This window comes from Microbacterium sp. M1A1_1b (assembly GCF_053345565.1).
The window spans coordinates 740621-755879 of the sequence record NZ_JBKFAJ010000001.1 but is presented as its reverse complement, the minus strand read 5'-3'; the positions used below and the strand labels follow the sequence as shown (position 1 = coordinate 755879).

Annotated in this window: 13 protein-coding genes and 1 pseudogene; 11 read left to right on the top strand and 3 right to left on the bottom strand. The window is 72.7% G+C overall.

The window, feature by feature from the left end; translation table 11 throughout:
* Positions 1-21: 21 nt before the first annotated feature.
* The 3 genes and pseudogenes from ACLBWP_RS03780 (at position 22) to holA (ending at position 4134) form a co-directional block, all read left to right on the top strand.
* On the top strand, positions 22-744 hold the full coding sequence (locus tag ACLBWP_RS03780) for a ComEA family DNA-binding protein (RefSeq protein WP_447654118.1): 723 nt from the start codon (positions 22-24) through the stop codon (positions 742-744).
* A gap of 686 nt (positions 745-1430) precedes the next feature.
* A pseudogene (locus ACLBWP_RS03775) lies at positions 1431-2456 on the top strand (ComEC/Rec2 family competence protein); the annotation flags it as partial.
* A gap of 658 nt (positions 2457-3114) precedes the next feature.
* Complete coding sequence (gene holA, locus ACLBWP_RS03770) at positions 3115-4134, top strand: DNA polymerase III subunit delta (protein ID WP_243560611.1); 1020 nt, start codon at positions 3115-3117, stop codon at positions 4132-4134.
* Between the two features lie 102 nt (positions 4135-4236).
* Here the strand turns inward: holA and rpsT are convergent, their stop codons facing one another.
* A complete protein-coding gene (rpsT, locus tag ACLBWP_RS03765; protein WP_243560609.1) occupies positions 4237-4497 on the bottom strand; it encodes a 30S ribosomal protein S20 in 261 nt (86 codons plus the stop codon).
* A gap of 261 nt (positions 4498-4758) precedes the next feature.
* Here rpsT and ACLBWP_RS03760 point away from each other — a divergent pair, with 261 nt between their 5' ends.
* The 7 genes from ACLBWP_RS03760 (at position 4759) to ACLBWP_RS03730 (ending at position 12803) form a co-directional block, all read left to right on the top strand.
* On the top strand, positions 4759-5769 hold the full coding sequence (locus ACLBWP_RS03760; protein WP_447654117.1) for a hypothetical protein: 1011 nt from the start codon (positions 4759-4761) through the stop codon (positions 5767-5769).
* The gene (locus tag ACLBWP_RS03755; RefSeq protein ID WP_447654116.1) at positions 5766-6749 is read left to right on the top strand and encodes a hypothetical protein; all 984 of its coding nucleotides are present in this window, start codon (positions 5766-5768) and stop codon (positions 6747-6749) included. Before ACLBWP_RS03760 ends, ACLBWP_RS03755 begins: the two co-directional genes overlap by 4 nt.
* A 98-nt stretch (positions 6750-6847) precedes the next feature.
* The gene (locus tag ACLBWP_RS03750; RefSeq protein ID WP_447654115.1) at positions 6848-7864 is read left to right on the top strand and encodes a hypothetical protein; all 1017 of its coding nucleotides are present in this window, start codon (positions 6848-6850) and stop codon (positions 7862-7864) included.
* A 66-nt stretch (positions 7865-7930) separates the two neighbouring features.
* On the top strand, positions 7931-9016 hold the full coding sequence (locus ACLBWP_RS03745; protein ID WP_447654114.1) for a hypothetical protein: 1086 nt from the start codon (positions 7931-7933) through the stop codon (positions 9014-9016).
* Between the two features lie 29 nt (positions 9017-9045).
* On the top strand, positions 9046-10110 hold the full coding sequence (locus ACLBWP_RS03740; protein ID WP_447654113.1) for a hypothetical protein: 1065 nt from the start codon (positions 9046-9048) through the stop codon (positions 10108-10110).
* Between the two features lie 201 nt (positions 10111-10311).
* The gene (gene lepA, locus ACLBWP_RS03735; RefSeq protein ID WP_447654112.1) at positions 10312-12159 is read left to right on the top strand and encodes a translation elongation factor 4; all 1848 of its coding nucleotides are present in this window, start codon (positions 10312-10314) and stop codon (positions 12157-12159) included.
* Complete coding sequence (locus ACLBWP_RS03730; RefSeq protein ID WP_243560596.1) at positions 12156-12803, top strand: DUF1990 family protein; 648 nt, start codon at positions 12156-12158, stop codon at positions 12801-12803. Before lepA ends, ACLBWP_RS03730 begins: the two co-directional genes overlap by 4 nt.
* A 1-nt stretch (position 12804) precedes the next feature.
* On the opposite strand, the gene ACLBWP_RS03725 is transcribed toward ACLBWP_RS03730, so the two are convergent.
* Complete coding sequence (locus tag ACLBWP_RS03725) at positions 12805-13497, bottom strand: HAD family hydrolase (RefSeq protein ID WP_447654111.1); 693 nt, start codon at positions 13495-13497, stop codon at positions 12805-12807.
* Positions 13498-13525: 28 nt separating this feature from the next.
* On the opposite strand from ACLBWP_RS03725, the gene hemW reads away from it, so the two are divergent.
* On the top strand, positions 13526-14758 hold the full coding sequence (gene hemW, locus ACLBWP_RS03720) for a radical SAM family heme chaperone HemW (protein WP_243560592.1): 1233 nt from the start codon (positions 13526-13528) through the stop codon (positions 14756-14758).
* Between the two features lie 13 nt (positions 14759-14771).
* Here hemW and ACLBWP_RS03715 read toward each other — a convergent pair whose 3' ends face one another.
* Positions 14772-15179, bottom strand: coding sequence for a DUF4870 domain-containing protein (locus tag ACLBWP_RS03715; RefSeq protein WP_447654110.1), 408 nt, complete (start codon positions 15177-15179; stop codon positions 14772-14774).
* Between the last annotated feature and the right edge of the window lie 80 nt (positions 15180-15259).

The window sequence follows — 15259 nt, the reverse complement described above, 5'->3', positions numbered from 1 at the left end:
CGGGCTCCGTAGCGTTCCGGCATGTCCCGGTTCACGCTCAGCCCGCGCGCCGCGATCGTGCTGTCGGCGGTCGTCGTCGTGGTCGCTCTGGTGGTCATCGTGGTCGGCGCGCGGGGGAGCGGTGGCGGCGGCACGGTATCGGTCTCGGGGGCTGCCCCGGTGTCGCCCGGTCCATCCGGTTCCTCACATGCGGGGGTCTCGCCGTCCGGTGGCGGCAGCGGCAGCGGCGGCGGCGTCGGCGGCACGTCCGGCCCGCCGTCGGGCGCGGCGTCCGCCTCGGCCACGCCGGTCGTCGTGCACGTGCTCGGTGCCGTCGCTCGATCCGGACTCGTGTCCCTGCCGAGCGGCAGCCGGGTCGCCGACGCGCTCGACGCCGCCGGCGGAGCCGAGCCGGACGCCGACCTGGCCCGGCTGAACCTGGCGCGGGCGCTCGTGGACGGTGAGCGCCTGTACGTCCCGCGTGTCGGGGAGACCGAGATCCCGGCCGCGCTCGACGGTGACGGGGGTGGCGGTGCTCCCTCGCCGGGTGGTGAGGGCGGCGACACCGCGACCACCGTCGTCGACCTGAACACCGCGGACCAGGCAGCGCTCGAGACCCTGCCCGGCATCGGTCCCGCACTGGCGCAGCGGATCCTGGCCTGGCGCGACGCGCACGGCGGGTTCTCGTCGCCGCAGGACCTGCTCGAGGTGAGCGGCATCGGCGACGTCCGCTTCGCCGAGCTGCAAGCACTGGTGCGCGTGTGATCGTCGCAGCGGGCGTGACCGACCTGCGGATCGCCGGGCCGGTCGCCACCGCGTGGGTCGTGGCTGCGGTGCTGGTCGGGCTCCCGCACACCGCGTGGTGGGTCGTCCTGTCCAGTGCGGTGGTCGGCGCGGTGCTGCTGGCGTCCGGACGGTCCGGGCCGGGTCGTCTGCGGGCGGTCGCGGCGCTGGCGGGCGTGACAGGACTGCTCGTCGCCCTGGTCGGGGTCGCGGTGGCCGTCGGTGACGTCCGTCGCAGTCCCGCCGTCCTGCACCACGGACTGGCCGGGAGCGTCCCGGTGCAGGTCGTCCTCGACCGCGACCTGGCCGCACCCGACCGTTCGGTCCTCGGCACGCTGCACGCGCTCGCGGACACGACCCACCTCGACGTGCCGGTGCGGGTCGTCCCGCCGCTCGACACGGAACGGCACCGGACCGTCGGTGCGGGCGCGACAGTGACGGGGTCGGCCGCGGTCGAACCCGACGACCCCGGATCTGCGACGGCGTTCGTGGTGTTCCTGCGCGGGACGCCCGCCGTGACGGACGCCACGGGGTTCCTCGGCGCGACGAACGACGTCCGGGCGGCCTTCGCCGCCGTGACCGCGCACCTGCCGCAGCCCGGCGGTGCGCTGCTGCGGGGACTCGCGATCGGTGACCGGAGCGGCCTCGACCCGGACACCCGTGCCGCGATGGAGACCAGCGCGCTCACACACCTGACGGCGGTCTCCGGGTCGAACTGCGCGGTCGTCGTCGCCCTGGTGGTCCTGCTCGGTCGGGCTGTCGGACTCGGACGGGTCCCACGAGCCGCCGGTGCCGTCGCGGTGCTGCTCGGGTTCGTGGTGCTGGTGCGACCGGATCCCTCGATCCTGCGCGCGACCGTGATGGCCGTCGTCGTGCTCGTCGTCCACCTGGTCGGACGCCCGGTGCGCGGCCTGCCGCTGATCAGCCTGGCCGCGCTCGGCATGCTCGTGGTCGACCCGTGGACGGCGCGCTCGTTCGCCTTCGGGCTCTCCGTGCTGGCGACCGCCGGCATCGTCGTCGTGGCTCCGCCGCTGACCGCGATCGTCAGTCGGTGGTGCTGGCCCCCGATCGCCACGGCCGTGTCCGTGCCGATCGCCGCGCAGGTCGCCTGCTGGCCGCTCACGATCCCGCTGTCGGCCGCGCTGCCGACCTACGCGGTCCCGGCCAACCTGCTCGCCGAGCCACTGGCGCCGGTGGTCACCGTGCTCGGTCTCGCCGCCTGCCTGCTCGCGCCTGTCTGGGCCGGGGGTGCATCGGTGCTCGCAGCGGTCGCCTGGGCGCCGGCCGCGGCGATCGGGGTGCTCGCCCACGCTGCCGCCGCGCTCCCGGCGGCGTCCGTCCCCTGGCCGGTCGGGATCGTGGGGGTGGGGGCGGCCGTCGTGGTCAGCGCGGCGGTCGTCGTCGCCGTCCTGGTCCGCGCCGTGGTGCGCGTGCGGGTGCTGCTGGTGGCGGGGGTCGTCGTGGTGGTCGGGGTCGCGTCGACGGTGGTGCCGACGATCGTCGTGCGGGCATCGCTGCCGGCGGACTGGAGCGTGGCGGCATGCGACGTGGGGCAGGGCGACGCCACCCTGCTGCGCAACGGAGCAGCGACGGCGCTCGTGGACGTGGGCGACGACCCGGACCGTCTGCGCAGCTGCCTCGACCTGCTGGGCATCGACCACGTCGACCTGCTGGTCCTGACGCACTTCGACCGCGACCACGTCGACGCCGTGGCCGAGGTCGCCGCGCAGTCCGACGTCGCCCTGGTCGGCCCGACCGGTCGTCCCGCAGACCAGGCCGTCGTGGACGACCTGGTGCGTGCGGGGGTGGACGTTCGGCGCGCCGACGACCAGACCGCGGGCATGCTCGGCACCCTCGCGTGGCGGGTCGTCTGGCCGCCGGCCGGCGACACGGACAGCGGGAACGCCGCGAGCATCGTCGTCACGACGTCCGGTGCCACCGGGTGCGACGCGTGCCTGTCCACGACGCTGCTCGGCGACCTGGACGAGCGGGCACAGCGGCGGCTCCTGGGCACGACGGAGCCGGGGAGCGTCGACGTGGTCAAGGTGTCGCACCACGGGTCCGCGGACCAGGACCCGGCACTGTACCGGCAGCTTGCGGCCCCGGTCGGCCTGATCGGTGTCGGTGCGGACAACACCTACGGGCATCCGACGGCACGCGCCCTCGCGATGCTGGCGGCCGCGGGGACGACCCCGTTCCGCACCGACCTGCAGGGCACGATCGTCGTTCGCCGCGGCCCCGACGGACCCCAGGTCTGGACCGAGCGGCACGACGACCGGCCGTCCGACCCCGCAGGGCAGCCCTCGTCGGCGGCGGCCCGTAGACTCGGTCCCGCACCACCGGAAGGAACGCATGCCCGCCAAGAAGCCCGCGCGCGCCGCCGCGAAGATCGATCAAGTCCCGTGGTCGGGCATCCGTCCCGCGCCCGTCGTGCTGGTCACCGGCCCCGAGACCTTCCTGGCCGAGCGCGCCACCGGCATGCTGCGCGACCTGCTCGTCGGCGAAGACCCCGCGCTCGAGGTCCACGACCTCGAAGCCGACCAGTACGCGCCGGGCCTGCTGGCGACCCTTGCCAGCCCGTCGTTGTTCGGCGAACCGCGGATGGTGCGGGTCACCAACGTCGAGAAGTGCACCGACGCGTTCATCACCGAGACGATCTCGTACCTCGGCGCCCCCGCAGACGACGTCACCCTCGTGCTCCGGCACGGCGGTGGCGTGCGCGGCAAGAAGCTGCTCGACACGATTCGCGGCGGTGTCGGGGGCGGCATCGAGGTGCAGTGCGACGAGCTCAAGCGCGAGACCGACCGCATCGACTTCGTCAACGCCGAGTTCCGTGCTGCCCGTCGTGCGATCGCGCCGTCGGCCGTGCGGACCCTGGTCGCCGCCTTCGCGGACGACCTCGCCGAGCTGGCAGCCGCGTGCCGGCAGCTCCTGGCGGACGAAGCACAGGAGATCACGGACAAGGTCGTCGACAAGTACTACGGCGGCCGGGTCGAGACGAACGCGTTCAAGGTCGCCGACATCGCCCTCGCTGGGCGGTCCGCGCCCGCGATCGTGGAACTGCGGCATGCGCTCGCGACCGGAGAGGCCCCGGTACCGATCGTGGCCGCGTTCGCCAGCAAGATCCGCACGATGGCCAAGGTCAGTGCGTTCCGAGGCTCCAGCGGGCAGGCCGCCGCCGCCCTCGGGATGGCGCCGTGGCAGGTGCAGCGTGCACAGCGCGACGTCGCCGGGTGGAGCGAGTCAGGGCTCGCGAACGCGATCATCAGCATCGCCGAGGCCGACACCGCCGTGAAGGGCGGGTCGCGCGACGCCCACTACGCACTCGAGGTCATGGTCCGGACCATCGCCCGACGCGGCGAGGCGCGCTGAGGCGGGTCGCGCCTCCGTCCGGAAGCGGCAGAACCAGACGGGCCCCGGAAACGACGGAAGCCCCGCACCGAAGGGTGCGGGGCTTCCGAGGGGATCGGTGCGTCAGAGCGACGCGACCTTCTTCGCGATGGCCGACTTGCGGTTCGCTGCCTGGTTCTTGTGGAGGACGCCCTTGCTGACGGCCTTGTCGAGCTTCTTCGTCGCGGTGACCAGAGCGGCAGCAGCCTTCTCCTTGTCGCCAGCGGTGACGGCTTCGTTGGTGTGACGGATGAGCGTCTTGAGCTCGGACTTGTAGGCCTTGTTGCGCTCCTGGGCCTTCAGGTTGGTCTTGATGCGCTTCATCTGCGACTTGATGTTCGCCATGTGGTGCTCCTGCTTCGTCTCGTACGGGTGAATGCGACCGCTGGGTAGAGGGGCCCTTGGTCGTCTCGCGTTCCACCCGTGGGCGGGGAACGCGCAAGCCAGCAAGCAACACTACCAGGACGGCGGGAGCGGGACAACGCGCACGGGTCGTGTCGTCGGTGTCACGGGTCGGCTACCCAATATGTAGAATACGAAGTGTTCGTCCGGATGTGGTCACGCGTCGGGACGGCTCCGTTGCCCCCGCACGACTGGACCTGCCGCATGACCCCCTTCATCCGCCCGCCTCGCCCCACGACGGCCGCGACCGTCGTCGCCGCACTGCTGCTGTCGAGCGCGGTCGCCGCGTCGGCCGTCGCCGGACCGGCCGTCGCCGACGCGACACCCGACGCCCGGTCGGCCGCGGCCTCGGCTCGCGCTGACGACCGGCTGGTGGGCCCGATCGTCTTCTCGACCGCGCCGGCCGGCCGGACGCTGTGGTTCGCGGCGGCGGTCGACCAGGGCCTCGGCCTGGCGAACGCCGGCTCGAGCGCCATCGACGCCGCTGGCAGTGGAGCGGAGTGGACGACGCCCGCTCTCGGTGGGACGGGGACGCTCACGCCCGTCGACGACCCCGGGTCGTGCCTGTCGGGGCACGGCCAGGTCCTCACCGTGCACCCGTGCGACACCACGCCGCCGCAACAGTGGACGTGGGTGGACGTGCCCGGCGGGACCGCGCTGCAGAACGTCGACACGGGCTTTCACGTCGGGACGAGCAGCACCTCGGGCGACGGCCTGCTCGAGGGCGACGACGGCTCGACGATCCCCGTCGGCGTGGTCGACACGTCGTTCCTGCGGTCGGCGGGCGCGACGACTCCGCCGGCGAACGGTGGATTCGACCCGGCAGGACAGGGCGCACCGGCCACGGTGGCCGCGGGGGACTCGGCAGCGGTGCACTTCGGCGCCCGGACGACCGCGCCCGTGGCCGCCCTGCCCGCGACGACCGTGACCGTGCACGCGCCGACCGGCACCACGTTCGCGCGGGACCTGACGAGCATCGACGGCGTGACTCGCGCCGCCGCGACCGACGGCTGGACGTTCGACCCCGGACTGCGGGTCGACGGCTCCGTCGCCGCGGACGGGCGGACGTTCACCGGGACGATCGCCGACACGGGCAGCCCGGTCCGGCTGCCCGCGGGCGCCGAGCTGCGCTGGACGATCGACGTCACGGCCGACGCCGGGGCGGCCGCCGGTACCGACGACCTGGAGTTCACGCTCGCAGGGGCGAACCGATGAGCGCCGACCGCACACGCCGGTCCCGTTCCGGGATCGCCCTGACCGCAGCTGCCGTCACGCTCGTGTCCGCGGCGATCGTCTCGGTGCAGGCGCTGCCGTCCCAGGGGACGCCCGCGGCCCCGCGAGCCGACGACCGGCTGACCGGGGAGCTCGCGTTCGAGACGCTGTTCGAGGGCGGTGGCGGCGGTTGGTTCATCGCCGGCGACACACGAGAGGGCCAGGGGTTCGTGGAGGCCCTCTGGTCGCCAACGGAAGCGGGTCTGCCCACCGGCAGCACCTGGACCGTCCCCGCCGAGGGTGCCACCGGTGTGATCTCACCGGCGGAGGACCCGGGCCGCTGCCTGCAGATGCACGACCCGGCCATGATCCTGGTCGCGTGCGACGGCAGCGACGCACAGCGGTACTCGTGGGACACCGTGCCGAACGGACGCGGACTGCGGAACGTCGACACCGGAACGTTCCTCGGGACCGCCTCGAACGGGTACGACGACTCCCTGCAGGGATCGATCGGTGCCTACTACGCCGGCGCGATCGACACGACCCGTCTGTCTGGTGGCACAGCGCCCACGGACGGCGGGATCGACCCGGTCGGCATCGGCGTCCCCGCGACCGTCGCGCCCGGGGAACCGGTGGACGTCGCGTTCGGCATGACCACCACCGCGGCCGTCGGCGTGCTGCACCGGTCGAGCGTCACGGTCACGGCACCCGCTGGACTGTCGTTCCGGCCGGGCACTGCCAGCCTCGCCGGTTCCGTCCGGTCGGACGCCGCGGCCCCGTGGACGGCCGAGCCGGCGCTGACCGTGTCGGGATCGCTCTCGGCCGACGGCACCACGTTCCAGGGCACGATCAGCGACACCGGGACGCAGCTGCGGCTGTCGAAGGGCACCGAGCTGCGGTGGAGCGCCCCGCTCGTCGCCGGCGCGAGCACGCCCGCGGGCACCGTCGACATGCGCTTCACCATCAGCGGCACCACGGACTGACGGGGCGAGTGCCCGACAGGCACCGACCACGACCCGCACCCGCATCCGCATCCGACCCTCAGCACACACCGACCACATCGACGCACGACGGGACAACCATGCCCTTCCGCCCATCCCCACACCGACTCGTGACCGCGACCGTCGTCGCGGCCACGCTCGCGTCCGCTGTGCTCGCCAAGCAGGCGAGCACAGCCGACCCGGCGACCGCGACACCGGCGAGCCCGGCGGCCCCGGCGACCGACGCACAGCCCGCGGACGACCGGCTGCGCGGTGAACTCGTCTTCTCGAACGCCGACGGCACCAACTGGTTCGTCGCCAAGGGGGAGGAGCAGGGATCGGCGTTCGCGGAGTTCGCGACGACTGCGTCTGCACTCCCGCAGGGGGACGAGTGGACCACGCCGGTGGTCGGGGGAACCGGACCGCTCATCCGCACGTCCGACGACGGCTGTCTGACGGACGACACGTACGGCGTCGTCTACCACGTGCTCCGCTGTGACGGCTCACCCGAGCAGCAATTCGCGTGGACGACGATCCCGGGCGGGACCACCCTGCAGAACCCCGCCACCGGGAGGTACCTGTCGACCGGGGCGCTGGACGCCACGTACTCCGACTACCTGCAGGGGTTCCCCCGCGTCGGGTTCGCCGGCCTGTACGACCTGTCGCGCCTGACGCCCGACGGCGGCGGTGCCGTCACCCCGCCCGCGAACGGCGGCATCGACGCGCTCGGACAGGGCACCCCGGCGTCCGTCGCCCCGGGCGGCACCACCGACGTCTTCGTCGGCATGCGCACGACGTCGGCGATCACGGCGTTGCACGCCACGACGATCACGGTGCAGGCGCCCGTCGGCACGACGTTCGACCCGGCGCTCACCGCGCTCGACGGCGCGCTCCGACCGGCGTCGTCCGACGCGTGGGCCACGCAGGCCGCACTCCGGGCGGCCGGGTCGGTGTCGGCGGACGGGCGGACGTTCACCGGCACGATCGCCGAGCCGACTGCCGCGGTGCAGCTCCCCGAGGGAGCCGACCTGCGATGGCGGGTGCCGCTGACGGCGTCGGCGACCGCGACCCCGGGGACGTCCGATCTGACCTTCACCATCGCCGGCACCACGAACTGACCCGGCACCACGAACTGACCCGGCACCACGAACTGACCCGGCCCCACCGAACGACAGGACCATCACGTGCTCCACCTCCCATCCCCGCGCAGGCTGCTGCGCGCGGTCTCGATCGCAGCGACCGCCGTCGTGGTCGTCCCTGCCGCGGTCGCCGCTGCTGTCGCCCTCACTCCGAACGCGGTGCCCGCCCCTGCGGCCCCGTCCGACGCCGTCCTGACGAAGGCCGTCCCGACGAAGAACGCACCGACGACGACCGCCCCGACGAACACCGATCCGTCGAGGGCCGATCCGACGGCGGCGCGCCTGACCGGGCCGCTCGTGTTCTCGACCGTGCCGTCGAACACGACCGGGCAGCTGCAGTGGTTCGCCGCCGCGGTCGAGAACGGGTACCACGGCAGCGCGCTCGCCGCCACGAGTGCCGCCGCCGCCGCAGCCCGAGGCCCGGCGTGGACGACCCCGGGGCTCGACGGCGTCGGGCCGCTCTCCGTCACGAGTGCACCGACCTCGTGCCTCACCGGCTACTTCCAGGTCGAGTCGTGCGACGGCTCGGCGATGCAGGACTGGCGATGGGTGGCCCACGACGGCGGCCTGGCACTGCAGAACGTGCAGACCGGCCACCACCTCGGCACGGGCAACCGCGGCGGCAACGACGACGTCCTGGAGGGCGACGACGGCACGCACTACCCGATCGGCACGGTCGACACGTCGTTCCTGACCGGCGACGGCACGGTGACGGCGCCCGTCAACGGCGGGATCGCGCCGGTCGGCGACGGCACCCCGGCGACCGTCCGGATCGGCGACACCGTGGACGTGTCGTTCGGGATGACGGCCACGGCACCGATCGACGCGCTGCAGGACATCGGGATCACCGCGAAGCCACCCGCCGGTGCCGGGTTCGTGGTGGGGACCCGCACGATCGTCGGTGCGTGGCGCACCGCCCCGGACGCCCCGTGGGTGACGTCCGGGGCGCTGTCCGCCACCGTGCGCCTGGCGGCCGGGGGGACCTCGCTCGTCGGGACCGTCCCGGCCACGAGCAGCGTGCACCTGCCCGCCGGCGGCCAGATCCGGTGGACCGTTCCGCTGACCGTCCGGAACAGCGCGACACCGGGCACGTACGACCTGGCCTTCACGATCTCCGGGCAGACGGACTGACCACGGTGCCGAACGACAGGAACATCTCCGTGCGCCGCTTGCTCCGCGCGGTCTCCGTCGCGGCGACGACCGCCGTGGTCCTCCCCGCCGCCATCGCCGCTGCTGTCGCCCTCACGCCGAGCGCGGAGCCCGCGCTCGCGACTCCGTCGGACACGGCCCCGTCGGACACCGCCCCGTCGGACACCGCCCCGTCGAACGTCGCCCCGACGGACGCACCGCCGACGGCAGCGCGCCTGACCGGACCGCTCGTGTTCTCGACGGTGCCCTCGAACTCCACCGGGCAGCTGCAGTGGTTCGCCGCCGCGGTCGAGAACGGGTACGCCGGTCGCGCCCTCGCCGGCACGTCGGCGGCTGCCGCCGCTGCCCGGGGGCCGGCGTGGACCACACCGGCCCTGGACAGCGTCGGACCGCTCTCCGTCGCGAGCGCACCGACGGCGTGTCTGACCGGGTACGGGCTGGTCTTCTCCGTCGCGCCGTGCAACGGCTCGGCAGTGCAGGACTGGCGGTGGGTTGCCCACGACGGCGGCCTGGCGCTGCAGAACGTGCTGACCGGGTTCCACATCGGGACGGGGAACCGCGGCGGCAACGACGACGTGCTCGAGGGCGACGACGGCAGTGGGTACCCGATCGGCACGGTCGACACGTCGTTCCTGACCGGCGACGGCACGGTGACGCCGCCCGTCAACGGCGGGATCGCACCCGTCGGTGACGGCACCCCGGCGACGGTCCGGATCGGCGACACGGTGGACGTGTCGTTCGGGATGACGACCACGGCACCGATCGACGGCCTGCGGCAGGCCGTGTTCCAAGCGACAGCACCCCAGGGCACGAGCTTCGCGGTGGGCACGCGCTCGCTCGTCGGTGCGTACCGCGCCGGTCCGGACGACCCGTGGACCACTGCACCGGCGCTCTCCGCCACGGTCGTCCTCGGTCCCGGAGGCACGTCGGTGCGCGGCACCGTCCTGGGCACGGGGACAAGCGTGCACCTGCCGGCCGGAGGACAGCTGCGGTGGACCGCGCCGCTGACTGTCCGGCACAGCGCCTCGCCGGGCACCTTCGACGTGGACTTCCAGTTCTCCGGCGAGACCATGTGATCCGCGTCGTCGCCGCCGGCACCCGGCGCGCGGACGCGCGACCGTGAGCGGTGCAGGACGGCGTCGGGACAGGCGGACGGGAGGCGCGGTGCCAGGCCGCACCGCGCCTCCCGTCCGGTCCTGGTCCGGGGCATGGGACAATCGACGTCAGCCGTCCTGCCCACGGGCGCGCCACCCAGCAGCACCCACCGACGAGGAACCGTGAGCCCACAAGCAGCCACCCCGCTCGAGCCCGCCGCGACTCCGGCCGCGGCGATCCGCAACTTCTGCATCATCGCGCACATCGACCACGGCAAGTCGACGCTGGCCGACCGCATGCTGTCGATCACCGGCATCGTCGAGGACCGGGCGATGCGCGCGCAGTACCTCGACCGGATGGACATCGAGCGCGAGCGCGGCATCACGATCAAGTCGCAGGCCGTCCGTATGCCGTGGGAGCTCGACGGCGAGACCTTCGCGCTGAACATGATCGACACGCCGGGGCACGTGGACTTCTCGTACGAGGTGTCGCGGTCGCTCGCTGCGTGCGAGGGCGCGATCCTGCTCGTCGACGCCGCACAGGGCATCGAGGCCCAGACGCTCGCCAACCTGTACCTGGCGCTCGAGAACGACCTCGAGATCATCCCGGTCCTGAACAAGATCGACCTGCCGGCCGCCGAGCCGGACAAGTACGCGGCCGAGCTCGCGCAGCTGATCGGGGGCAAGCCCGAGGACGTCCTGCGGGTGTCGGGCAAGACCGGTGTCGGCGTGCCCGAGCTGCTCGACCGTGTGGTGCGCACCGTGCCGGCCCCCGTCGGCGACGCTGCCGCGGCCCCGCGCGCGATGATCTTCGACTCCGTCTACGACAGCTACCGCGGCGTCGTGACCTACGTCCGCATGATCGACGGCTCGATCGCCCCGCGCGAGAAGGTCCAGATGATGTCCACCAAGTCGACGCACGAGATCCTCGAGATCGGGGTGTCGAGCCCCGAGCCGAAGTCCACGAAGGGCCTGTCCGTCGGCGAGGTCGGGTACCTGATCACCGGTGTGAAGGACGTCCGGCAGTCCAAGGTCGGCGACACCGTCACGAGTGCCCAGCGACCCGCGACACAGGCCCTGCCCGGCTACACGGACCCGAAGCCGATGGTGTTCTCGGGCCTGTACCCGATCGACGGCTCCGACTACCCGGACCTGCGCGAAGCGCTCGACAAGCTCAAGCTGTCCGACGCCGCGCTCGTCTACGAACCGGAGACCAGCGTCGCGCTCGGGTTCGGGTTCCGCTGCGGCTTCCTCGGCCTGCTGCACCTCGAGATCATCACCGAACGCCTGTCCCGCGAGTTCGGCCTCGACCTCATCACGACGGCGCCCAGCGTGGTCTACGAGGTCACGAACGAGGACAACACCGTCACCGAGGTCACGAACCCGTCCGAGTTCCCGACCGGCCGCATCATCGAGGTCCGCGAGCCCATGGTCCGCGCCGCCGTCCTGGCGCCGAAGGACTACGTCGGCGCGATCATGGAGCTGTGCCAGCAGCGGCGTGGGTCCCTGCTCGGGATGGAGTACCTGGGCGAGGACCGCGTCGAGATCCGCTACCAGATGCCGCTCGGCGAGATCGTGTTCGACTTCTTCGACCAGCTCAAGAGCAAGACGCAGGGCTACGCCAGCCTGGACTACGAACCCGTCGGCGACCAGGCGGCCGACCTGGTCAAGGTCGACATCCTGCTGCAGGGCGACCAGGTCGACGCGTTCAGCGCGATCGTGCACCGCGACAAGGCGTACGCCTACGGCACGCTGATGACCGAGCGACTGCGCAAGCTCATCCCGCGGCAGCAGTTCGAGGTGCCGATCCAGGCCGCGATCGGTGCCCGGATCATCGCCCGCGAGAGCATCCGGGCGATGCGCAAGGACGTCCTGGCGAAGTGCTACGGCGGTGACATCACCCGCAAGCGCAAGCTCCTCGAGAAGCAGAAGGAGGGCAAGAAGCGCATGAAGACGATCGGCCGGGTCGAGGTCCCGCAAGAGGCCTTCATCGCGGCACTGTCGGGCGACGTCGAGGAGAAGAAGAAGTGAGCAACCGCGGCGGCTACCTGACCGCACTGACGTACGGCGCCGTCGGTGCGACCCAGGCACCCGACCTGATGACCTACCCGCCCGAGGGCTTCACGCCGGCCGAGTCCCGCGCGCGGATCGGCCACGGCGACCAGCGGTTCGAGACCGCCGTCACGCAGACGCTCACGTGGCAGATCCAGGAGCGCAGCGGCATCGGCGTCCGGGTCGACCAGGCCCCGGACGACGACGAGGTCCGCTACAACCCGGTCACGTTCGACGAGCAGGGCGTGCCGATCAAGCCGGCCTCGATCGGCGCACCCCGGGTCGAGCAGTTCGCCGCGGACGGCACCCCGCTCGTCACCGCGGGGACCAGCGCGGTGCTGACGATGCACGCGTTCGGCCAGACGGTCCATGCGCCGGTCCGGGTCGTGTCGATCATCGACGAGGCCGACCGCAAGGGCTTCGCCTACGGCACGCTCGAGGGCCACCCGCTGTCGGGCGAGGAGTCCTTCGTCGTCGAGCGCACCGCGGACGGCTCGGTGTGGCTGCAGATCCGGCAGTTCTCGCGGCCGGCCAGCGCGAAGTGGCGGTTCGTCGCACCGCTGTTGCGTCGGCAGCAGCGGGTCATGGCCGAGCAGTACCTCGGGGCGCTGCGCGGGGACTAGGTCAGCGCAGCGGCGGCAGCGCCGCGATCGCGTCCTCGATCAGTGCGGCGTCGGCGACGCAGTCGCGTGCGATCGCGACGGCGTTCGTGTGCCGCAGGGCATCGACGTCGTAGACCCCGGTCGCGACGGCCAGGAACGGGATCCCCGCGGCATCGGCGGCGTTGCCGTCCCGCGGGGTGTCGCCGACGATCACGGCACGGGTGCCCACCAGGTCCGCGGCGGCCAGCGCGGTGACGCCCGCACGCTCCACTTCTTCGTCACCGAAGTACGAGTGCTCCCAGTCGAAGGCGTCGACGTCGAACCCGGCGCCGGAGAGCTTCACGCGCGCACGGTAGGCCGAGTTGCCCGTCAGCAGGCCGTTGCGCCACCCCAGGGTGGCGAAGCGTGCGACGAGTGCGGCGGCACCGGGAGCAGCCACGCGGTGCTCACCCGAGCGGTGCCGTTCCTCGGACAGGTCGCGCAGGTGCCGGCTGACCAGCGGGATCACGTCGTCGCCCAGGTCGTGCGCGCGGACGTGCTCGGCGATGATGCCGGCGTCGGTGCGGCCGTGCTGGTGGCCGACGAGCTGGGGGAGGTCGGCGCCGGTCGCACGCTCGAGCGCCTGGTGGTAGAGGTTGCCCGGCGACGTCGCGTTGCGGACGAGGGTGCCGTCGATGTCCCACAGCACCGTGGTCGGGACGGGGTGGTGCTCCATGGCTCCATCATGGCGGAGAATGGTCTCCATGCCGAGTGCTCTCCCGATCGCTGATCCGGCACCCGCGGACGGACTCCTGGTGCCGCGGCCCGAAGCGGGGGACGTGCCGTTCGGCGTCTACGTGCACGTGCCCTTCTGCCGGGTGCGCTGCGGGTACTGCGACTTCAACACCTACACGGCCTCCGAGCTGCGCGGGGTGCGCCGTGACGACTACGCCGGGCACGCCGTGCGCGAGATCGCGTGGGCGGCGTCGGTGCTCGACCGATCCGGTGTGCCCCGGCGGCCGGTGTCGACCGTCTTCTTCGGGGGCGGCACCCCGACGATGCTGCCGGCGAGCGACCTGGCGATGATCCTCCGGGCGATCGACGACACGTGGGGGATCCTGCCGGGGGCAGAGGTCACGACCGAGGCGAACCCCGACTCGGTCGACGCGTCAGCACTCGAGACCCTGCGTGCCGGCGGGTTCAACCGGATGAGCTTCGGCATGCAGTCGGCGGTGCCGCACGTGCTCGCCACCCTCGACCGCACCCACGACCCGGAGCGCGTGCCGATCGTCGTCGACCTCGCGAAGCAGCTGGGGCTCGACGTCTCGCTCGACCTGATCTACTCGACGCCGGGGGAGTCCCTGGACGACTGGCGAACCTCGCTCGACGCGGCGATCGCCTGCGCCCCTGATCACGTGTCGGCGTACTCGCTCATCGTCGAGGACGGCACCGCGATGGGGCGTGCCGTCGCGCGCGGTGACCTGCCGGCACCGGATGACGACCTGGCCGCCGACATGTACGAGTTGGCCGACCAGGTCCTGGGGGACGCTGGCTACGGCTGGTACGAGGTCTCCAACTGGGCGCGCGGCGACGCGCACGCCAGCCGCCACAACCTGTCCTACTGGAAGGGCCACGACTGGTGGGGCATCGGCCCGGGCGCCCACTCCAGCGTGGCGGGCACCCGCTGGTGGAACGTCAAGCACCCGGCCGCGTACGCCGCCCGGGTGCTCGCCGACGCGTCACCGGCGGCGGGACGCGAGAGCATCGACGACGAGACACGCTACGTCGAGCGCGTGCTCCTCGCCGCGCGGGTCCGCGGTGAGCTGACGACCGACGACCTCCGCCCGCAGGCGCGTGGCCGGGTCGCGGGCCTCATCGCACGGGGACTCGTGGACGGCCGCAGTGCGCTCGGCCGGCCGGGTGCCCCCGGCCGGCTCGAACTCACCCTGCGGGGCCGGCTGCTCGCCGACGCGGTGGTGCGCGAGCTGCTCGACTAGCGGCGGGCCGGGCTCACTGCTTGACGAACTCGATCGCCAGCGGGTAGCGGTAGTGCCGGCCCTGGTTGGCGGCGACCGCGGCGATGATCCCGAACACGATCGTGACCACGCGCACGGCCAGGATGATCAGCACGCCGATCCCCAGCCAGCTCGTGATCGCACCGATCGCGTCGGCGATCGCCATCGTGATGTAGAAGTTCAGCGCGACGCGCGTGTGCTCGCGGACGAACTGTCCCCGGTCACGCAGCACGAGGTACGCCACGAGCGGCGCGACGAAGCTGAAGAAGATGCCGCCGATGTGCGTCAGCGTCGCCCAGAGGCGCTGGTCTTCCGGGGTCATCGGTTGCGGCGGCTGGTACTGCCCCCCGCCGGGCTGCTGTCCGTAGCCCTGGGGTCCGTTCGGCGGCTGTCCGTAGCTCATGGCCGACAGCGTATCGACACCGGTGCGCTGGAGTGTGGGGACGTCGGTGCCCGGGCGTAGGATCAGCACTCGACACGTCC

Bases quoted from the DNA above. Each gene is read 5' to 3' on its own strand.
- ACLBWP_RS03780 (WP_447654118.1), top strand. From the start codon at position 22: ATGTCCCGGTTCACGCTCAGCCCGCGCGCCGCGATCGTGCTGTCGGCG.
- holA (WP_243560611.1), top strand. From the start codon at position 3,115: ATGCCCGCCAAGAAGCCCGCGCGCGCCGCCGCGAAGATCGATCAAGTC.
- rpsT (WP_243560609.1), bottom strand. From the start codon at position 4,497: ATGGCGAACATCAAGTCGCAGATGAAGCGCATCAAGACCAACCTGAAG.
- ACLBWP_RS03760 (WP_447654117.1), top strand. From the start codon at position 4,759: ATGACCCCCTTCATCCGCCCGCCTCGCCCCACGACGGCCGCGACCGTC.
- ACLBWP_RS03755 (WP_447654116.1), top strand. From the start codon at position 5,766: ATGAGCGCCGACCGCACACGCCGGTCCCGTTCCGGGATCGCCCTGACC.
- ACLBWP_RS03750 (WP_447654115.1), top strand. From the start codon at position 6,848: ATGCCCTTCCGCCCATCCCCACACCGACTCGTGACCGCGACCGTCGTC.
- ACLBWP_RS03725 (WP_447654111.1), bottom strand. From the start codon at position 13,497: ATGGAGCACCACCCCGTCCCGACCACGGTGCTGTGGGACATCGACGGC.
- hemW (WP_243560592.1), top strand. From the start codon at position 13,526: ATGCCGAGTGCTCTCCCGATCGCTGATCCGGCACCCGCGGACGGACTC.
- ACLBWP_RS03715 (WP_447654110.1), bottom strand. From the start codon at position 15,179: ATGAGCTACGGACAGCCGCCGAACGGACCCCAGGGCTACGGACAGCAG.